Origin of the sequence: Pseudomonas sp. PDM22, assembly GCF_014851965.1 — a bacterium.
Lineage (GTDB): Bacteria > Pseudomonadota > Gammaproteobacteria > Pseudomonadales > Pseudomonadaceae > Pseudomonas.
On sequence record NZ_JACVAR010000002.1, the window covers coordinates 266124 to 283633 of the forward strand.

Annotated in this window: 8 protein-coding genes; 6 read left to right on the forward strand and 2 right to left on the reverse strand. The window is 67.8% G+C overall.

The features are described 5' to 3' along the window. Positions 1-44 precede the first annotated feature (44 nt). From recC to recD, 3 genes are read left to right on the forward strand one after another with little or no spacing between them, the layout of a single operon-like run. A complete protein-coding gene (gene recC, locus IB255_RS06930; protein ID WP_192209918.1) occupies positions 45-3512 on the forward strand; it encodes an exodeoxyribonuclease V subunit gamma in 3468 nt (1155 codons plus the stop codon). Next, positions 3509-7183 carry an exodeoxyribonuclease V subunit beta gene (gene recB / locus IB255_RS06935; protein ID WP_192209919.1) on the forward strand — a complete coding sequence of 1225 codons (3675 nt, stop codon included), beginning with the start codon at positions 3509-3511 and terminating at the stop codon, positions 7181-7183. Before recC ends, recB begins: the two co-directional genes overlap by 4 nt. Then, on the forward strand, positions 7180-9207 hold the full coding sequence (recD, locus tag IB255_RS06940) for an exodeoxyribonuclease V subunit alpha (protein ID WP_081517547.1): 2028 nt from the start codon (positions 7180-7182) through the stop codon (positions 9205-9207). The genes recB and recD overlap by 4 nt, the downstream gene beginning before the upstream one ends. Before the next feature lie 33 nt (positions 9208-9240). Here the strand turns inward: recD and IB255_RS06945 are convergent, their stop codons facing one another. Both IB255_RS06945 and vapB read right to left on the reverse strand, forming a co-directional pair. Further along, positions 9241-9654 (reverse strand): type II toxin-antitoxin system VapC family toxin, encoded by a 414-nt coding sequence (locus IB255_RS06945; protein WP_081517548.1) that lies wholly within the window; start codon positions 9652-9654, stop codon positions 9241-9243. Positions 9655-9679: 25 nt separating this feature from the next. Continuing rightward, positions 9680-9928 (reverse strand): type II toxin-antitoxin system VapB family antitoxin, encoded by a 249-nt coding sequence (gene vapB / locus IB255_RS06950; RefSeq protein WP_081517549.1) that lies wholly within the window; start codon positions 9926-9928, stop codon positions 9680-9682. Positions 9929-10097: 169 nt separating this feature from the next. Here vapB and IB255_RS06955 point away from each other — a divergent pair, with 169 nt between their 5' ends. The 3 genes from IB255_RS06955 to IB255_RS06965 all read left to right on the forward strand — a co-directional run bounded on the left by IB255_RS06955 (position 10098) and on the right by IB255_RS06965 (position 17494). Next, on the forward strand, positions 10098-12944 hold the full coding sequence (locus IB255_RS06955) for an ATP-binding protein (RefSeq protein ID WP_081517550.1): 2847 nt from the start codon (positions 10098-10100) through the stop codon (positions 12942-12944). Then, positions 12923-14119 carry an EAL domain-containing protein gene (locus IB255_RS06960; RefSeq protein ID WP_081517551.1) on the forward strand — a complete coding sequence of 399 codons (1197 nt, stop codon included), beginning with the start codon at positions 12923-12925 and terminating at the stop codon, positions 14117-14119. The genes IB255_RS06955 and IB255_RS06960 overlap by 22 nt, the downstream gene beginning before the upstream one ends. Before the next feature lie 144 nt (positions 14120-14263). Beyond that, positions 14264-17494 carry a hybrid sensor histidine kinase/response regulator gene (locus tag IB255_RS06965; protein ID WP_081517552.1) on the forward strand — a complete coding sequence of 1077 codons (3231 nt, stop codon included), beginning with the start codon at positions 14264-14266 and terminating at the stop codon, positions 17492-17494. Positions 17495-17510: the final 16 nt, after the last annotated feature.

A 17510-nucleotide genomic window follows, 5' to 3' on the forward strand; every position in this document is an offset into this window, starting at 1 on the left:
CCCGGCGGGCGCTCCCAGTTGCCCGCTCCGCACCAGGAGACACGATGAGCGAGCAGCGACTGACCCCCGGCCTGATGGTGATCCACGGCAACCATCCGGAAGCGCTGCGCGACCTGCTGGTGCAGTGGATGAGCCTGCACCCGCTGGCGCCGCTGGAGAACGAAGTCATCCTGGTGCAGAGCAACGGCATCGCCCAGTGGCTGAAGCTGGCGCTGGGGCGTGACGTGGCGGACGGCGGCTGCGGTGTCACTGCCGCGCTGGACGTACAACTGCCCGCGCAATTCCTCTGGCGTGCCTACCGGGGGGCGCTGGGCCGCGATGAAATCCCCGAGGTCTCGGTGCTCGACAAGGGCCCGCTGACCTGGCGTCTGATGCGCCTGCTGCCCACGCTGCTGGAGCGCGACGAGTTCGCCACCCTGCAACGTTTTCTCGCCGACGACACCGACCTGCGCAAGCGCCACCAGCTGGCCGAACGCCTGGCCGACCTGTTCGACCAGTACCAGGTCTACCGCGCCGACTGGCTGGAGGACTGGAGCCGCAGCGTCGATCAGCTGCGCCTGGCCAACGGCACAGTCCGCGAGCTGGAGGCCGATAATCGCTGGCAGGCTGCCCTGTGGCGCGCGCTGCTCGACGATGTCGGCACCGAAGGCCTGGCCACCAGCCGTGCCGGTGTGCACGGGCGCTTCATCGAGAAGCTGAAGGGCGCCGAAAACCTGCTGCCGAACCTGCCGCGTCGCGTGGTGGTATTCGGCATCTCCGCCATGCCCGCACAGACAGTGGAGGCCCTCGCGGTGCTGGCGCGCCACGCCCAGGTACTGCTCTGCGTGCACAACCCCTGCCGTCACCACTGGGCCGACATCGTTGCCGACAAGGACCTGCTGCGCCACGAATACCGTCGCCAGCGCCGTCGCGCCGGCACACCGGAGCTGCTCAGCGACGACCAGCAGCACCAGTACGCCCAGCCGCTGCTGGCCGCCTGGGGCAAGCAGGGCCGCGACTACATCAACCTGCTCGACCAGTACGACGATCCGGAAACCTACCGCGCGCGCCTGGGCGCAGTGAGCAACGGGCGTATCGACCTGTTCAGCGACGTGGAACCGGGCAGCCTGCTCGGCCAGTTGCAGGACGACATCCTCGAACTGCGGCCGATCAACGAGACCCGCGAGCACTGGCCGGCAGTCGACCCACGTACCGATGACTCGGTGCGCTTCCACGTCGCCCACAGCGCCCAGCGCGAAGTGGAAATCCTCCACGACCAGTTGCTCGCGCGCTTCGATGCCGACCCCACATTGCGTCCGCGCGACGTGATTGTCATGGTCCCGGACATCAACCCCTACGCGCCGCACATCGAAGCCGTGTTCGGCCAGATCGCCCGCGACGACAAGCGCTTCATCCCCTACACCCTGGCCGACCAGGGCCAGCGCGGCCGCGAGCCGCTGCTGGTGGCGCTGGAGCACCTGCTGCGGCTGCCCGATAGCCGTTTCGCGGTGAGCGAAATCCTCGACCTGCTGGACGTCGCCGCCGTGCGCGCGCGCTTCGGGCTGGCCGATGCCGACCTGCCGTTGCTGCGCCGCTGGATCGATGGCGCCGGTGTGCGCTGGGGCCTCGACGGCCAGCAGCGCGAACGCCTTGGCCTGCCCGCTGCCGCTGAAGCCAACAGTTGGCGCTTCGGCCTGCGGCGGATGCTGCTGGGCTTTGCGGTGGGCGAGGGCGATGCCTTCCAGGGCATCCAGCCCTACGCGGAAATCGGCGGCCTCGACGCCGCCGCCCTTGGCCCGCTGGCCGGCTTGCTCGGCGCACTGGAAAAGGCCTGTGACCTGCTCGCCGAGGAAGCCGACGCGGCGACCTGGGTGCAACGCCTGCGCGGCCTGCTGGAAGATTTCTTCCGGGTCACCGACGACCACGACGAACTGCTCCGCCAGCAACTGCTGGACCTGCTCGACGGCTGGCTGGAAACCTGCGGCTACGCCGGCTTCACCGACCCGCTGCCGCTTTCGGTGGTGCGCGAGGCCTGGCTCAGCGGGCTGGATGCCGGCGGCCTGAACCAGCGCTTCCTCGCCGGTGCGGTGAGCTTCTGCACCCTGATGCCGATGCGCGCGATTCCCTTCCAGCTGGTCTGCCTGCTGGGCATGAACGACGGCGACTACCCGCGCCCGCAGTCGCCGCTGGACTTCGACCTGATGCGCAACGACTACCGCCCCGGCGACCGTTCGCGCCGCGAGGACGACCGTTACCTCTTGCTCGAAGCGCTGCTTTCCGCGCGCCGCCAGCTCTACGTCAGCTGGGTTGGCCGGAGCATCCGCGACAACAGCGAGCGCCCGCCGTCCGTGCTGGTCGGCCAGTTGCGCGACCACCTCGCCGCCGGCTGGCACGGCGCCAACGACAGCGACCTGTTGCACGGGCTGACCCTGGAGCACCCGCTGCAACCCTTCAGCCGCGCTTACTTCGATGCTCCCTCGGTGCAGGGCATCGACGGCCTGTATACCTACGCCCGTGAGTGGCGCGATGTGCACCGCGAGCACGATGGCGAGACGAACAACGCGCCGCTGTCGCCGCCGGTGCTCGACGCGCCCATCGGCCTGCGCGTGGTTTCGGACTTCCTCGCCAATCCGGTCGGCGCCTTCTTCCTGCAACGCCTGAAAGTGCGCTTCGGCGAGGAACAACTGACCGGCCAGGACGAAGAGCCCTTCGAGCTGAATGGCCTGGATGTCTGGCAATTGCAGTTCGAACTCTGCGAGCGCCTGCGCCCGTGGGTGGAACAGCACTGGCAGGATGATCAGCTGGCGGCGCAACTGACCGCCCAGGTCGAGCGCCTGCGCCGCGAAGGCCGGCTGCCGCTGGCGGCCTTCGGTGACTTCTCCGCCCAGGCGCTGGTGGCACCGTTGCACGACCTGCTGGCACGCTACCGCGAACAGCTGGAGCACTGGTCGCAGGTAGAAGACGAACAGCGCGAGCTCAACCACGAACACGCCGGCATCCAGTTGGCCGACTGGCTTGGCGGCCTGCGTCGCAATGCCGACGGGCAACTCGCCAGCCTGCAACTGGTCAGCGGCAAACTGCATGAAGGCAAGGGCTACAAATGGCACGGGCTGGTGCGCCCGTGGGTGCGCCACCTGGCGTTGCAGCTGTGCGGCGAACCGGTGACCAGCGTGCTGGTCGGGCTGACTGGCACCCTGGAATTCCCGCCGCTGCCGGCCGAGCAAGCCCGCGCCGAACTGAACAACCTGATGGACGCCTGGTTCCAGGGTATGAGCCGCCCGCTGCCGGTCGCCTGCAAGGCGGCGTTCGCCTGGCTGGCCGCCGGAGATGACGAAGATCGCGCCGCCCGCGAGGCCGCCAAGCGCTACGACGGCGGCTTCAACCTGAGCGGCGAGGCGGCGTCTTCGGCGGCGCTGGCGCGGGTCTACCCGGATTTCTCTGCGCTCAACGCCGACGGGGAATTCGCTGCCTGGGCGAAAGCACTCTACGGGCCCCTGTTCGAACTGTTGCAGCGCAAGGAGGCCGAACAATGAGCGCCGTCGAGCTCAACCCCCTCGACTTTCCGCTGCATGGCAGCCGGCTGATCGAGGCCAGCGCCGGTACCGGCAAGACCTTCACCATCGCCTTGCTCTACGTGCGCCTGGTCCTCGACCACGGCGGCGAGCAAGCCGCGTTCGGCCGGCCGTTGAGCCCGCCGGAAATCCTCGTGGTGACCTTCACCGAAGCCGCGACCCAGGAACTGCGCGAGCGTATCCGCGCGCGCCTGGGTGAGGCCGCGCGCTGCTTTGCCGAGCCCGAACAGAAGCACGACGGCCTGCTGGTGAAGCTGCGCGACAGCTACGCCGCCGAGCGCTGGCCCGGCTGCGCACGCCTGCTGCGGCTGGCCGCCGAATGGATGGACGAGGCCGCCGTCTCGACCATCCACAGCTGGTGCTACCGCATGCTGCGCGAGCACGCCTTCGACAGCGGCAGCCTGTTCACCCAGGACCTTGCCGCCGACCAGAGCGAACTGCTGGCCGAGGCCGTGCGCGACTACTGGCGGCGCAACTTCTACCCGCTGGGCGTGGCGGCGGCCAACGCCGTGCGCCATTGCTACGCCGGCCCCGAAGCGCTGGCCCGCGCCCTGCAACCGCTGCTGGCGGCGCAGGAGGCCGGCTTCCGCTACGCCGACCAGCCGCTGACCGCCCCGGCTTCGCTGGGCGAACTGCTGGAAGCCACCGGGCAGTTCTACGACGAACTCGCCGCCGCCGAAACCCGCGCCCGCGAAGCCTGGGCGGCGGATCGCCAGGGCGTCGCCGAACTGCTGCGCAACCTGCGCGGCGATCTCAACGGCAACAGCTATCGCGGCAAGGATGACGACGCCGTGTTCACCGGCTGGATCGAAGCGCTGGATGCCTGGAGCGAAGGCGCCGACGCGCCGGACAACCTGGCCAAGTTCGGCCAGACGCGGATCAAGGTGAAAGCCAAGGCCGTGGTGCCGGAGCACCCCGCGCTGCTGGCCATCGATGCCTGGGTCGAGCGTTCCGAGCAGCGCCCGGAGATCGCCCCGCAACTGCTGCTGCACGCCCTGGGCGAAGTGCGGCACAACCTCGAAGTGGAAAAACAGAAGCGCGCCGAACTGGGCTTCGACGACCTGCTGGTGCGCCTTGACCGCGCCCTGGCCGGCAGCGGTGGCGAGCGCTTGGCCGAACGCATCCGCGAGCAGTTCCCCATCGCGCTGATCGACGAATTCCAGGACACCGACCCGCTGCAGTACCGCATCTTCGAGCGCGTCTACCGTATCGGCGAGAACCCGCGAAACCTCGGGCTGTTCATGATTGGTGACCCCAAGCAGGCGATCTACGCCTTCCGTGGCGCCGACATCCACACCTACCTGCGCGCCCGTGCCGCCACCGCCGGGCGGCACTACACGCTGGGCACCAACTACCGCTCCACGCTGGCCATGGTGAAGGCGGCCAACCGTTGCTTCCTGTTCGCCGAAGGCCATCCGCGTGGCGCCTTCCGCTTTGCCGTGGAAGGGCAGGAAAACCCGGTGCCGTTCCTCAACGTCGACGCACGCGGCCGCGATGAAACGCTGCTGCTCGGAGGCAGCGAAACGCCGGCCATGACCTTCTGGCAACTGGACAACGACGGCCAGGTCTGCGGCTCCACGCTGTACCGCCAGCAGATGGCCGAGCGCAGCGCGAGCGCCATCCAGCGCTGGCTGAGCTCCGCGCAGAGCGGCTTCCGCGACGCCGATGGCCAATGGCGTGCCCTGCGCCCGGCGGATATCGCCATCCTCGTGCGCGGTCGCAGCGAAGCCGAAGCCGTGCGCGGCGAGTTGGCCAAACGCCGGCTCGCCAGCGTCTACCTGTCCGACCGCGATTCGGTATTCGACAGTCCCGAAGCCGTCGACCTGCTGCACTGGCTGCGCGCCTGCGCCGATCCCGGCGACGATGGCGCCCTGCGCATCGCCCTGGCGACCCGCAGCCTGGCGCTGGACTGGGCGACCCTGGAGCGGCTGAACCAGGACGAGCGCTTCTGGGAAGACATGGTGCTGCGCTTCCGCGACTACCGCGTGCTCTGGCAACAGCAGGGCGTGCTGCCGATGCTGCGTCGCCTGCTCGCCGACTTCGCTCTGCCGGCGCGCCTGCTGCGCGAGACCGATGGCGAACGCAGCCTGACCAACCTGCTGCACCTGGCGGAGTGGCTGCAGCGCGAAGCCGTGGAGCTGGATGGCGAGCACGCTTTGCTGCGGGTACTGGCCGAGCAGCTGGAAAGCCCGTCCAGCGAGGAAATCCTCCGCCTGGAAAGCGACGCCGACCTGATCAAGGTGGTGACCATCCACAAGTCAAAGGGCCTGGAATACCCGCTGGTGCTGCTGCCCTTCATCTGCACCTGGCGCGAGCTGGACGGCAAGAGCGGCACGCCGCCGAGCTTCCAGTCCGGCGAGTCGCGGGTAGTCGAATTGTCCCGCGACAAGGAGCTGGCCAAGGCCGCCTTCCAGCTGGCCAACGACGAGCGCCTGAGCGAGGACATGCGCCTGCTCTACGTGGCCCTGACCCGTGCGCGCCACGCTGTATGGCTGGGCATGGCGCCGCTGGTGATGAGCAACAGCAAGAGCCCCGAACTGCACAAGGGCGCCATCGGCTACCTGCTGGGCGGCGGCAACGCGCTGAGTGTCGATGACGTGACCGGGCGCCTGGGCGACCTACAGGCCGGCCAGGTGGAAATCGCCCTGGGGCCGGCGCCGGAAGTCGGCACTGAGCTTTTCGTCGGCCTGCAGGCCGGCGAACTGGGCGCGGCCCGCGAGCCGCGTCGCCGGGTGGCGGAGAAATGGTGGATCGCCAGCTATTCCGCGCTGGCGACGCTGGCCACTGAAGAAGACAGCGACATTGCCCCGGCGCCGGCCGCCGACGAACCCATCAGCGCCGGCGAAGACCTGCTGCGCGAAAGCAGCCTGGAAGAACATCGCGAGCTGGAAGCCGTGCCCGCACCTTTCAGCCTGCACGCCTTCCCGCGCGGCGCGAATCCCGGCAGCTTCCTCCACGGCCTGCTGGAGTGGGCTGCCGACGAAGGCTTCAACGCCGACGAAGAACAGCTGCGCGACCAGATCGCCCGGCGCTGCGCCGTGCGCGGCTGGGAAGAGTGGATCGAGCCGCTCACCGGCTGGCTCGGGCAGTACCTGCGCACGGCCTTCCGCGTGCCCGATGCCACGCCGGTCAGCCTTGCCGGGCTGACCACCTTCCAGAAGGAAATGGAGTTCTGGTTCTCCACCCGCCATGTCGACAGCCAGCGCCTCGACGCCGCCGTGACTCGCCATACGCTCGGCGGCGTGGCGCGGCCGACACTGCAGGCGAACCTGCTCAACGGCATGCTCAAGGGCTTCATCGACCTGGTGTTCGAGCACGAGGGCCGCTACTACGTGGCCGACTACAAATCCAACTGGCTGGGTGCCGACGACGAGGCCTACACCCAAAGCGCGCTGCGCGAGGCACTGCTGGAGCACCGCTACGACCTGCAGTACGCGCTCTACCTGTTCGCCCTGCACCGGCTGCTGCAGGCGCGCCTGCCCGACTACGACTACGACCGCCATATCGGAGGCGCGATGTACCTGTTCCTGCGCGGCAGTTCCTCGGCGACCCAGGGCATGTACCTGGAGCGCCCGCCGAAGGCACTGATGGACGAGCTGGACCGCCTGTTCCGCGCGGAGGTGCCGGCATGAAGAGCACCGCCCAGATGCTTGAGCTGATCGGTCGCTGGGCCGAGCGCGGCTGGCTGCGCGAGCTGGACCGCGCCTTCGCGATCTTCCTGGTCGAGCGCGCGCCCGACGCCAATCCGCTGCTGATCCTCGCCGCCGCGCTGGCCAGCCACCAGCTCGGTCGCGGGCATGTCTGCCTCGACCTGGAAGCGACCCTGGCCGACAGCCGATTCGCCCTGTCCCTGCCGCCCGAAGGCGACTCGGCCAAGGACGCCCCGGAGCTGCCTGGCGTACTGCTCGACGGCTTCGACCTCGACGCCTGGCGTGCCGTGCTGAGTGATCCGCGACTGGTCGGCGAAGGCCCTGGCGATACGCCGTTGGTGCTGTCCGGCCGTCGTCTGTATCTGCGCCGCTACTGGCAGTACGAACGCGAAGTGCGCGCCGGTATCGACCAGCGTCTGCAGCAGGGCGATGCGTTACGTGCCGGGTTGCCTGCGGCACAGTTGCGCCAGGCGCTGGATGCGCTGTTCCCGAAAAAAAACGGCGCGCCCGCGGACTGGCAGAAACTTGCCTGCGCACTGGTCGCCGGCAACGCTTTCGGCATCGTCACCGGCGGCCCTGGCACCGGCAAGACGACCACCGTGGTGAAGCTGTTGGCCCTGCTGCAAAGCCTGGCGCTGGGGGAGGGCGGGCGACCGCTGCGCATCCGCCTTGCCGCGCCCACCGGCAAGGCCGCGGCGCGCTTGAACGAATCCATCGCCGGCGCCGTGCAGCGCCTCGACCTCGCTGGGCTGGCCAATGGCGAAGCCGCGCGCGAGGCGATCCCGACGGAAGTCACCACGCTGCATCGCCTGCTCGGCAGCCGGCCGGACAGCCGCCAGTTCCGCCACCATGCTGGCAATCCGCTGGCGCTGGAGCTGCTGGTGGTGGATGAAGCCTCGATGGTCGACCTGGAAATGATGGCCTCGCTGCTCGCCGCGCTGCCGCCGCGCGCGCGGCTGATCCTGCTCGGCGACAAGGACCAGTTGGCTTCGGTAGAAGCCGGCGCAGTGCTCGGCGAGCTGTGCAGCCGCGCGCGCGAAGGTCATTACCGCCCGGTCACCCGCGACTGGCTGGAAGCCGTGACCGGCGAGCCGATCGACCCTGCATTGCTGGACACCTCCGGCAGTGACCTCGATCAGGCCGTGGCGATGCTCCGCCACAGTCACCGTTTCAGTGCCGACAGTGGTATCGGCCAGTTGGCCGAGGCGGTCAACGCCGGCGATATCCCGGCCCTGCGCCAGGTGTGGAAGGCGCAGCACGAGGACCTCGCCCGCATCGCCGTGGACGCCCAGGAAACCCGCAGCCTGCGTGATCTGGTGATCGACGGCGGACGCGGTGGCGACCTGTTCGGTCCGGTCGGCTATGCCCATTACCTGCGCGTCGTCAGCGGTTCGCGCCCGGCGGACACTGCCGATCAGGCTGCACTGGATACCTGGGCCAGGAAGGTGCTGGAAGCCCACGGCCAGTTCCAGTTGCTCTGCGCATTGCGCCGCGGGCCCTGGGGCGTGGAAGGGTTGAACAGCCTGATCGGCGACCTGCTGCAACGCGAAGGACTGATCCCCTCGGCGAGCGGCTGGTTCGCCGGGCGCCCGGTGCTGGTCACCCGCAACGACTACGGCCTGGGACTGATGAACGGCGACATCGGCATCACCCTGGCGCTGCCGCAGACGGCCGACGATGGCTCGGTGCGCTGGGTGGCGCGCGTGGCCTTCCCGGCGGGCGACGGTACCGACGCCATCCGCTGGATCCTGCCCAGCCGCCTGCAGGCGGTGGAAACCGTGTTCGCCATGACCGTGCACAAGTCCCAGGGCTCGGAGTTCACCCACGCCGCGCTGCTGCTGCCCGACAGCCTCAACCCCATCCTCACCCGCGAGCTGGTCTACACCGGCATCACCCGCGCGCGCAAATGGTTCACCCTGGCCAGCGCCGGGCGTGGCTGGCAGGTGCTGGAGGCAGCGACGGAACGACGGGTGCAGCGGGCCAGCGGGTTGCTGGATCGTTCCTGAAGCAGCGGAGCGCCTGGGCAATCCTGGCCTTCTTCAGGCCGGCTGGTCGTTGCACCAATCCTCGACCAGAAGTCCCGGCACCCGTCGAAACTCGCGGGTGTTGTTGGTTACGATGATGCAGTCGGCCGCCAAGGCATGGCCAGCAATGCCGGTATCGTTCGGCCCGATCGGCGTTCCCGACTGGAGCAGTTGCTTCATGAGTTCTGCCGACGTATCCACGGCGTCGACGTCCCAGGGCAGCACTTCATCCAGGCGCTGCACCAGCGCATCGATCCAGGCCGTCACCGCCTTCGGAGCTTTCGGCGACGCCGCGCCATAGCGAAGCTCCGCATAGGTGATGGACGAGATGACCAACCGGTTGCCGGTTTCCGAGGCCTCCTGCAGCCGCTGCAGGACTTGGGGCGGGTTGTTGCGCATGATGAATGAGCAGATGTTGGTATCAAGCATGTACGTCACGGGAGCGGCCACAGGGTCAGCCCTCGTCTTCGCTGAAGTCTACCCGGCCGGGCTTGATGACCGCGGGGCGATCTCCCAGGAAATCAGCATCGAGGGGCTCGAGTTCAGCCAGGCTGCTCCAGGTCGGCCGCGCCGGACGCAGGGTCAGCGTGTCGCCCTCACGGCTCATCACCAGCTCGGTTACCCCTTTGAATTCCATGTCCCTGGGGATTCGGACGGCCTGGTTCTTGCCGTTGCGAAACAGGGAAACGGTCGTCGTTGGCATGTTGCACCTCCTGGCAAATGGGTCAGCCAATCTGATGCTGTCAGTCTAGCATATGCCAGGCATATGTCTTTGTGGTGGCGATGGGTCCAGATGGACGGCAACTCGCATTTCCACACTTTTTAGATTTGTCTGATGTCGTCCTGGCAAGCTTTTCGCCAGGCTGGCGGCCATGAAACTCAAGCAGTTCCTTCGTCGTCAGGATTCGTCCTTTTCCACCCCGAAGGCGGCCCGAAAGCTCCTTCGTCTGCTGGCCTGGGTGGTGATCGCCTGCCTTTTCTTCACCCTCAGCCTGTTCCTCGCCGCGAGCTTCAACAGCGAAGTGTCGCAGTTGCGCCGGCAGATGAACGCGGCCATGTACGAGGCCCAGGATTATCTCAGCCAGCGCGAGTCGCTGCTGGAGCACATCAGCCGGGGCGTGACCTGGAAGATGCGCGAGCCACCGGTGCAGTGGCGCCAGTTGAGCGTGCCGGTGCCGCCCCACGAGCAGATTTTCGTCACCCTCGGCGAGCCCGGTTCCAGCTGGAGCCTGGCGCTGTCCGGGCGCGACCTGGCGGAGATGGAGGCCAAGCGGCTGAACCTGATCTATGTCTCCCCCGAACCGGAGCGCTCGGTGAACCGGCTGTACGGAGCGCCGGCGCTCAACGCCGTGGTGCCGCCGTCGGTGCTCGAGGCGCTGGCGCAGCCCGGTACGCCGAAGGAGGAGCGACAGGTGCGCTGGCTCGCCGACCCGACCGACCCGCAGGCGCGGCAGTACCTGTTCACCCGCGTGACCAGCGAGCAGGACAACGGCTGGCTGGGGCTGGAGCTTTTCGGCGCCGACCTCTCCGCCGCCTTCGGCGTGCCCGAGGCCGGACGCTTCCTGCTGCTGGACCGTGATCACCGGGCGATCCTCGGCAGCGCGGTGACGCCGCAGCTCGGCCTGCAGTTCAGCGACCTGTGGGACGGCGACAATTTCGCCTTCAGCGGGCCCGGTGTGCTGCCCAGCCACCTGGCGCTGCTCAAGCACCTGGGCAGCTCCGACTGGTCGCTGATCTACTACTTCAACCTGTACGACCTGCTGCTGCCGATGTGGCCCAGGATCCTCGCATCGCTGGCCTTCCTGCTGGGCTGTGCGCTGCTGGTCTGGGGCATGTGCCGGCGCATCAACCGGCGCCTGATCGCCCCGGCGCAGCATCGCCTCACTGCGCTGGTGGAGAACGAGGGGTTCTCCCGCGCGATGATCCAGACCGCGCCAGTGGCGCTCTGTGTGCTGCGGCGCAGCGATGCCGAGGTGGTGCTGGAGAACCGCCTCGCCCAGCAATGGCTGGGCAGCGGCGACGAACGTCGCTACTGGAGCCACGGCTGGCTGGAGCGTGGCTTCAGCAGTGGCGAGGAGGGCGGCTCGGAGGAAGTGGAAACCCATACCGGCCGGCACCTGTACCTGAGCTATACGCCGACCCGCTACAAGGGCGAGGAAGTGCTCTGCTGCGCCTTCAGCGACATCAGCGCGCGCAAGCAGACCGAGGCGGCGCTGGCCGAAGCCAAGCGCCTGTCCGACACCGCTAACGAGGCCAAGACGCTGTTCCTGGCAACCATGAGCCATGAGATCCGTACGCCGCTCTACGGTGTGCTGGGCACCCTGGAGCTGCTCGGCCGCACATCGCTGGACCACCAGCAGTCCGGCTACCTGCGCGCCATCCAGCGCTCATCCTCGACCTTGCTGCAACTGATCAGTGATGTGCTCGATGTATCGAAGATCGAAGTTGGCCAACTGGGCCTGGAACCGGTGGAGTTCTCGCCGCTGGAGCTCACCCTCGACAGCGTCCAGTCATACGCTGCCGCGGCTCGCGCCAAGGGCCTGCAGATCTATGCCTGCTGTGACTCGCAGATGCCCGAGCGGGTGCTGGGCGACGCTACGCGCATCCGCCAGATTCTCAACAACCTGCTGAGCAATGCGGTGAAGTTCACCGACAGCGGGCGCATCGTTCTGCGCGTGCGCGCCGAGACCGGCGAGGGCTGGAACGACACCCTGCACTGGCAGGTGGCCGATACCGGCATCGGTATTCCCGAGGACCAGCAGGAGAACCTCTTCGACGCTTTCTACCAGGTTTCCGGCAACGCCCGCATGGCCGGCGGGACCGGGCTCGGCCTGTCGATCTGCAAGCGCCTGACCGAGTTGATGGGCGGGCAGTTGCGGGTGGTCAGCGACGTGGGGCTGGGCAGCAGCTTTGCCCTCAGCCTGCCGTTGCAATGCGTGGACCGGCAGAGTTCCAGCGCCCCCAGACTGTGCAACGCGATGGTGTGGGTGCACGCACCGACCCGCGAACTGGCCGATAGCCTTTGCGGCTGGATCACCCGCTGGGGCGCGCGGGCCCAGGTCGTGGCCGCCGACCAGTCGCTCGAGGAAGACGCGTCCAGCGTGCTGGTGGACCTGCGCTTCAATCCCCACGACCGCAAGCCGCTGCCTGCCTGGCGGGGCTGCCGGGTGCTGGTGACTGACCTGGGCGGCGAGCAGCCCCGTCAGGAAGGCTGCGACTGGCATGTGGGCCGCTACAACCTCGAAGGACTGCGTCGTGCCCTGGCAGCGGCGCAGGGCTGCACCAGTGGCGAGGCCACGCGTCTGGCCGAGACCCTGCCCGATATCGGCCTCGGCCTGCGCGTGTTGCTGGTGGAGGACAACCCGATCAACCAGCTGATCCTGCGCGACCAGTTGGAGATGCTCGGTTGCGCAGTCGAACTGGCCGCCGATGGCCGACAGGCGCTGGCGCGCTGGCAGCCCGATGCCTTCGACGTGGTGCTCACCGACGTCAACATGCCCCATATCAACGGCTACGAACTGGCCCGTGCGCTGCGCCAGCGCGGCTATCGCGGGCCGATCGTCGGCGCCACGGCCAACGCCATGCACGAGGAGAGCGAACGCTGCCTCGCTGCCGGCATGAACCTCTGCCTGCTCAAACCGGTGGACCTGCGCACCTTGCGCCAATGCCTGACCAGCCTGCCCGCGGAGGTGCCGCCATGCGACATCAGCGAATCCTGATCGTCGAAGACCAGCCCTTCCAGCGGGAGTACCTGCTCAACCTGTTCCGCGAGCAGGGTGCCGTGCAGCTGCGTGCCGCCGAGGATGGCGCCGAGGCGCTGCGCTGGCTGGCGCGGGAACGCTTCGACCTGGTGGTCAGCGACTTGATGATGCCTGGCCTTGACGGCGTGCAGCTGATCCAGCGGCTGGCCGCAATGAGTCATCCGCCGCTGCTGGCGATCATGAGTTCGGCCTCGCGCCCGCTGATGGGCAGTGCCTGCATGGTGGCCCGCGCCCATGGCATCACCGTGCTGGAACAGATCGCCAAGCCTGCCCGTGCGCCAGTGATTCGCCGGCTGCTGGAGAAGCTCGTCCTGCGCCTGGAACGTGCGGAGCAGCAGCGTGCGCCGGCGGTTCCCGCGCCGACTCGCGAGGAGCTGGAACAGGCCCTGGCGCAGCGGCAGTTCTGTGCGTGGTTCCAGCCCAAGGCCTCGCTGATCGATGGCCGCATCGTTGCGGCGGAGGCGCTGGTGCGCTGGGAGCACCCTCGCCACGGTGTGTTGCGGCCGGGCAGCTTCATGGCGGCGCTGACCGCTGCCGGGCTGGATGAAGCGCTGCTCTGGACGGTGCTCGAACAGGCGCTGCAGGCCCAGGCCGACTGGGGCAAGCTGGGCTTTCATCTGTCGGTGGCGGTGAACCTGCCGACCCACCTGCTGGATGATCCCGAGCTGCCGGACCGGCTCGCAGCCTTCGTCGCTGCCCGTGGCGGAGTGCCGGCGCACATCGTTTTCGAACTGCTCGAATGCAGCAGCACGGCGACCCCGGCGAACTACTATGCCGGCACCTGCCGCTTGCGCATGAAGGGCTTCGGCCTCGCCCAGGACGATTTCGGCCAGGGCTACAGCTCGCTGTACAACCTGGTTTCGACACCCTTCACGGAGCTCAAGATCGATCGCGCGCTGGTGCACGGATGCGTTGACGACGACGGCCTGGCCGCGGCGCTGGAGAGCATCGTCAAGCTCGGCCGGCAGCTTGGGCTGGAGGTGATTGCCGAGGGCGTGGAGCATCCGGACGAGCTGGCGCTGCTACGCCGGCTGCGGTGTGATTGCGCACAGGGCTATCTGTTCTCCGAGGCAGTGCCGCCGGCCGTATTCACCCGCCAGTTGCTCCAGGAACGCTCCGCGATGGCACATTGATCCACGGCAGAAACATCGCAGATGCCAGGATGCTCGTCGGCTTCGAAAGGCCCGACGGGTCGCCTAATGCCTGACTCACATCTACAGTCTGCTGGTATCCGGCGGGCCCTCCGCCGCCACTTTCCGCGACACCGGATGCTTCGCATGCAGGAACATGACAACGGCTCGATTCGTAAACTGGCGAGCACTTCGCTGCGCCTGAACATCGTCCTGCTGTGTGCCGTCTCCCTTGCGCTGATACTGGTTGGCGCCTGTTACTGGGCGCTTGGCCGACTGGTGCAGGAAGAGCGGGACAAGGTGCATTTCCATTTCAGCCGGCTGGTGGGAGACCTCCACGAGCACGAGGCTTTCCTCAACCGCGTTGCCCAGCAGAGCGACGCCTCCACCCAGCGTCAGGACCTGGATGTGATCCCGCTGCAACGGCGAATGCTGGTCAGCGAGAACGGCATGGAGATCCACGAAGGGCGGGAGTTTTCCTTCGCCATGCCGTTCACCCTGGCGCAACAGGTACGGGGCGTAGGCCCGCGTGCGAGGGCCGGAACCTTCTCCTTCGGCGTCATGCTGGCGAATTTCTACAGCAGTTACTGGAGCACTTCGTCCTTCCCGTCGCCGCAGGTCCTGGTGCTCGATCTCAATGGGCCGACCAGCCTGGCGGTGCCCGCCATCGGCAACTTCCGTGATCATCGTCCGGTGACCCGGCGCTCCTACCTGCCGGTGATCGAGCAGGTGCGCCAGGCGCTGGAAGCACGCTCCCCCCAGCGCAGCGACACGCGGGTGCACTGGGCAAAAGCGCAGAACTACACGGGCGGCAGTCGCGAACTGCTGGCCTATGTCAGCCTCGACCTGCCTGACGACCTCTGGTGGGATTCGGACCTGGATCGCAGGGTGGTGGCGGTTTCGCTGCTGGATCTGGGGCGGATCAATGACATGGAGCAGATCCTCGATCGCCCGGTGTTCGACGAGCTGGAGCTGATCACCCCCCACGGCAACGTGCTGATCGATGTCCCCGGTTCTGAAAGGGACTACGCGGATGGGCTCAACATCGGGACTGACGGCCTGGTGTTCAAGATTCGCAGTGAGTTCGACGGCGGCTGGACCGGGCTCTATCACCTGGGCTATGGCAGTTTCTTCCGCTATGCCAAGTGGGAGTTCTTCGGCGGGCTGGCCCTGATCCTCGGTAGCCTGGCTGGCGGCTGGCTGGCCATTTCCTGGTATTCGCGGCGGGTGATCGGGCCGGCACGCCAGGCGCACCTCGATCTGGTCGAGAGCGATGCTTTCAGTCGCGCGGTGATCCAGACCGCGCCGGTGGCTCTGTGCGTGCTGCGCCATGGCGGCCATCAGGTGGTGATGCAGAATCGCCTGGCCGAGCAATGGCTGGGCGATGGCGAGGCCATCACCCGCATCAGCCGCGACTGGGACCTCAGCGCAAGGGTGGGCGAGGGCAACGGCGAACTGGTCTTCGAGGTGGAAGGACGCGCCCTGCATGCCAGCTTTGCACCGACCCGCTACCGTGGCGAAAAAGTGGTGCTCTGCGCCTTCAACGACATCAGCGCGCACAAGCAGGCGCAGCAGATGCTGGCCGACGCCAAGCTCACGGCGGATGCTGCCAGCGAGGCCAAATCGGTGTTCCTCGCCACCATGAGCCATGAAATCCGCACGCCGCTCTATGGGGTGCTGGGCACCCTGGAGCTGCTCGGGCTGACCGAGCTGAGCCACCAGCAACGCGACTACCTCGCCACCATCCAGCGCTCGTCCTCGACCCTGCTGCAACTGATCAGCGACATCCTCGATGTGTCCAAGATCGAGGCCGGGCAGATGGCGCTCGAGGCTGTGGAGTTCAACCCGCTGGAGCTGGCGGAGGGCGTGGTCGCCAGCTATGCCGGCGTGGCCGAGGGCAAGGAGCTGCAGCTGTATGCCTGCCTCGACACGAATGTTCCGAGCCTGGTGCGCGGCGATGCTGCGCGCATCCGGCAGATTCTCGCCAACCTGCTGAGCAATGCGCTGAAGTTCACCGACATCGGCCGCGTGGTGCTGCGACTGCGCATCGTGGTCGGCGAAAAGGGCGAGACGGCCCTGCAGTGGCAGGTGACCGATACCGGCATCGGCATGTCCGACGCGCAGCAACAGCGGCTGTTCGAACCCTTCTACCAGGCTCACGGCCACGAGCACACGGTCAGCGGTACCGGTCTGGGCCTGTCGATCTGCGCGCGACTGAGCGACCTGATGGGGGGACAGCTGCGGGTGGTCAGCGAAACCGGGCTGGGCAGCAGTTTCACCTTCACCCTGGTGCTGCCGGTGCTGGAGCGCGCCCGGCCATTGGGTGACGACGCGCCGTTGCTACCGCAACCGGTCTACGTGCGGGCGCCAGTGAAGGAGCTGGCACAGAACCTGGCTGCCTGGGTCGACTGCTGGGGCGGCTCGGCGCTGGTCCAGGAGGAGCTGCCGCTGGACGTTCCGCCTGGTGCGGTGCTGCTGGACCTGCTCGAGGCCGGCGACGAGCCGCTGTGGAGCGGCGCGCGGGTAAATGCTTTGACCGAGGCCAGCGTGCAGCCACAAGCTTCAGTCCTGGGCTGGGAGGTCAGCCTCTACCATCTGTCCGGAATTGCCCAGGCCTTGCGCCTGGCGCAGCGGGGCGGAGGGGGCGAGCCCCGCCAGATTCCCCGTGTCGCCCGACTGGGCAAGCTCGGCCTGCGGGTCCTGGTGGCCGAGGACAACCCGATCAACCAGGCGCTGCTCAAGGAGCAGCTCGAGGAGCTGGGTTGCCGCGTCACCCTCACCAGCAACGGTCGCGAGGCCTTGCAGCGTTGGGCGCCCGGCGCCTTCGATGCACTGCTGACCGATGTGAACATGCCGGTGATGAATGGCTACGAACTGGTCGGCGAACTGCGTCGCCAGGACAGCTGGCTGCCCATCATCGGCGTCACTGCCAATGCCCTGCGCGAGGAGGGCGAGCGTTGCATGGCGGTGGGGATGAACGCCTGGCTGGTCAAGCCGATGAGCCTGCGCACGCTGCACGACGGCTTGCTCAAGGTCTGCGGGCATGCGCCGGCAGAACCGCCGGAAAGCCCGGCGCAGGGACAGGAGCCGGCACAGGACCGCATCCAGGTCTCGGAGAAGATGCGCGAGCTGTTCCTGCGCACCATGCGCCAGGACATGCAGGGCGTGACCCAAGCCCTGCAGGCGGGCGACCTGGCGACCGTCCGCCAGCAGGTCCATCGCCTGCGTGGCGCGTTGGCGGTGGTCCAGGCCCATGGCCTGAGTGATGCCTGCGGCGCGGTGGAGGAGGCGCTGATCGCGCAGCCCGCCGGGCCGGAACTGTCCGCGGCGGTGAACGCGCTGCTGGGACGAATCGAGGCGGCCCTGGCCAGCCTCTGAGAGCCTGTTCGATAAC

Bases quoted from the DNA above. Each gene is read 5' to 3' on its own strand.
- recC (WP_192209918.1), top strand. From the start codon at position 45: ATGAGCGAGCAGCGACTGACCCCCGGCCTGATGGTGATCCACGGCAAC.
- recB (WP_192209919.1), top strand. From the start codon at position 3,509: ATGAGCGCCGTCGAGCTCAACCCCCTCGACTTTCCGCTGCATGGCAGC.
- recD (WP_081517547.1), top strand. From the start codon at position 7,180: ATGAAGAGCACCGCCCAGATGCTTGAGCTGATCGGTCGCTGGGCCGAG.
- IB255_RS06945 (WP_081517548.1), bottom strand. From the start codon at position 9,654: ATGCTTGATACCAACATCTGCTCATTCATCATGCGCAACAACCCGCCC.
- vapB (WP_081517549.1), bottom strand. From the start codon at position 9,928: ATGCCAACGACGACCGTTTCCCTGTTTCGCAACGGCAAGAACCAGGCC.
- IB255_RS06955 (WP_081517550.1), top strand. From the start codon at position 10,098: ATGAAACTCAAGCAGTTCCTTCGTCGTCAGGATTCGTCCTTTTCCACC.
- IB255_RS06960 (WP_081517551.1), top strand. From the start codon at position 12,923: ATGCGACATCAGCGAATCCTGATCGTCGAAGACCAGCCCTTCCAGCGG.
- IB255_RS06965 (WP_081517552.1), top strand. From the start codon at position 14,264: ATGCAGGAACATGACAACGGCTCGATTCGTAAACTGGCGAGCACTTCG.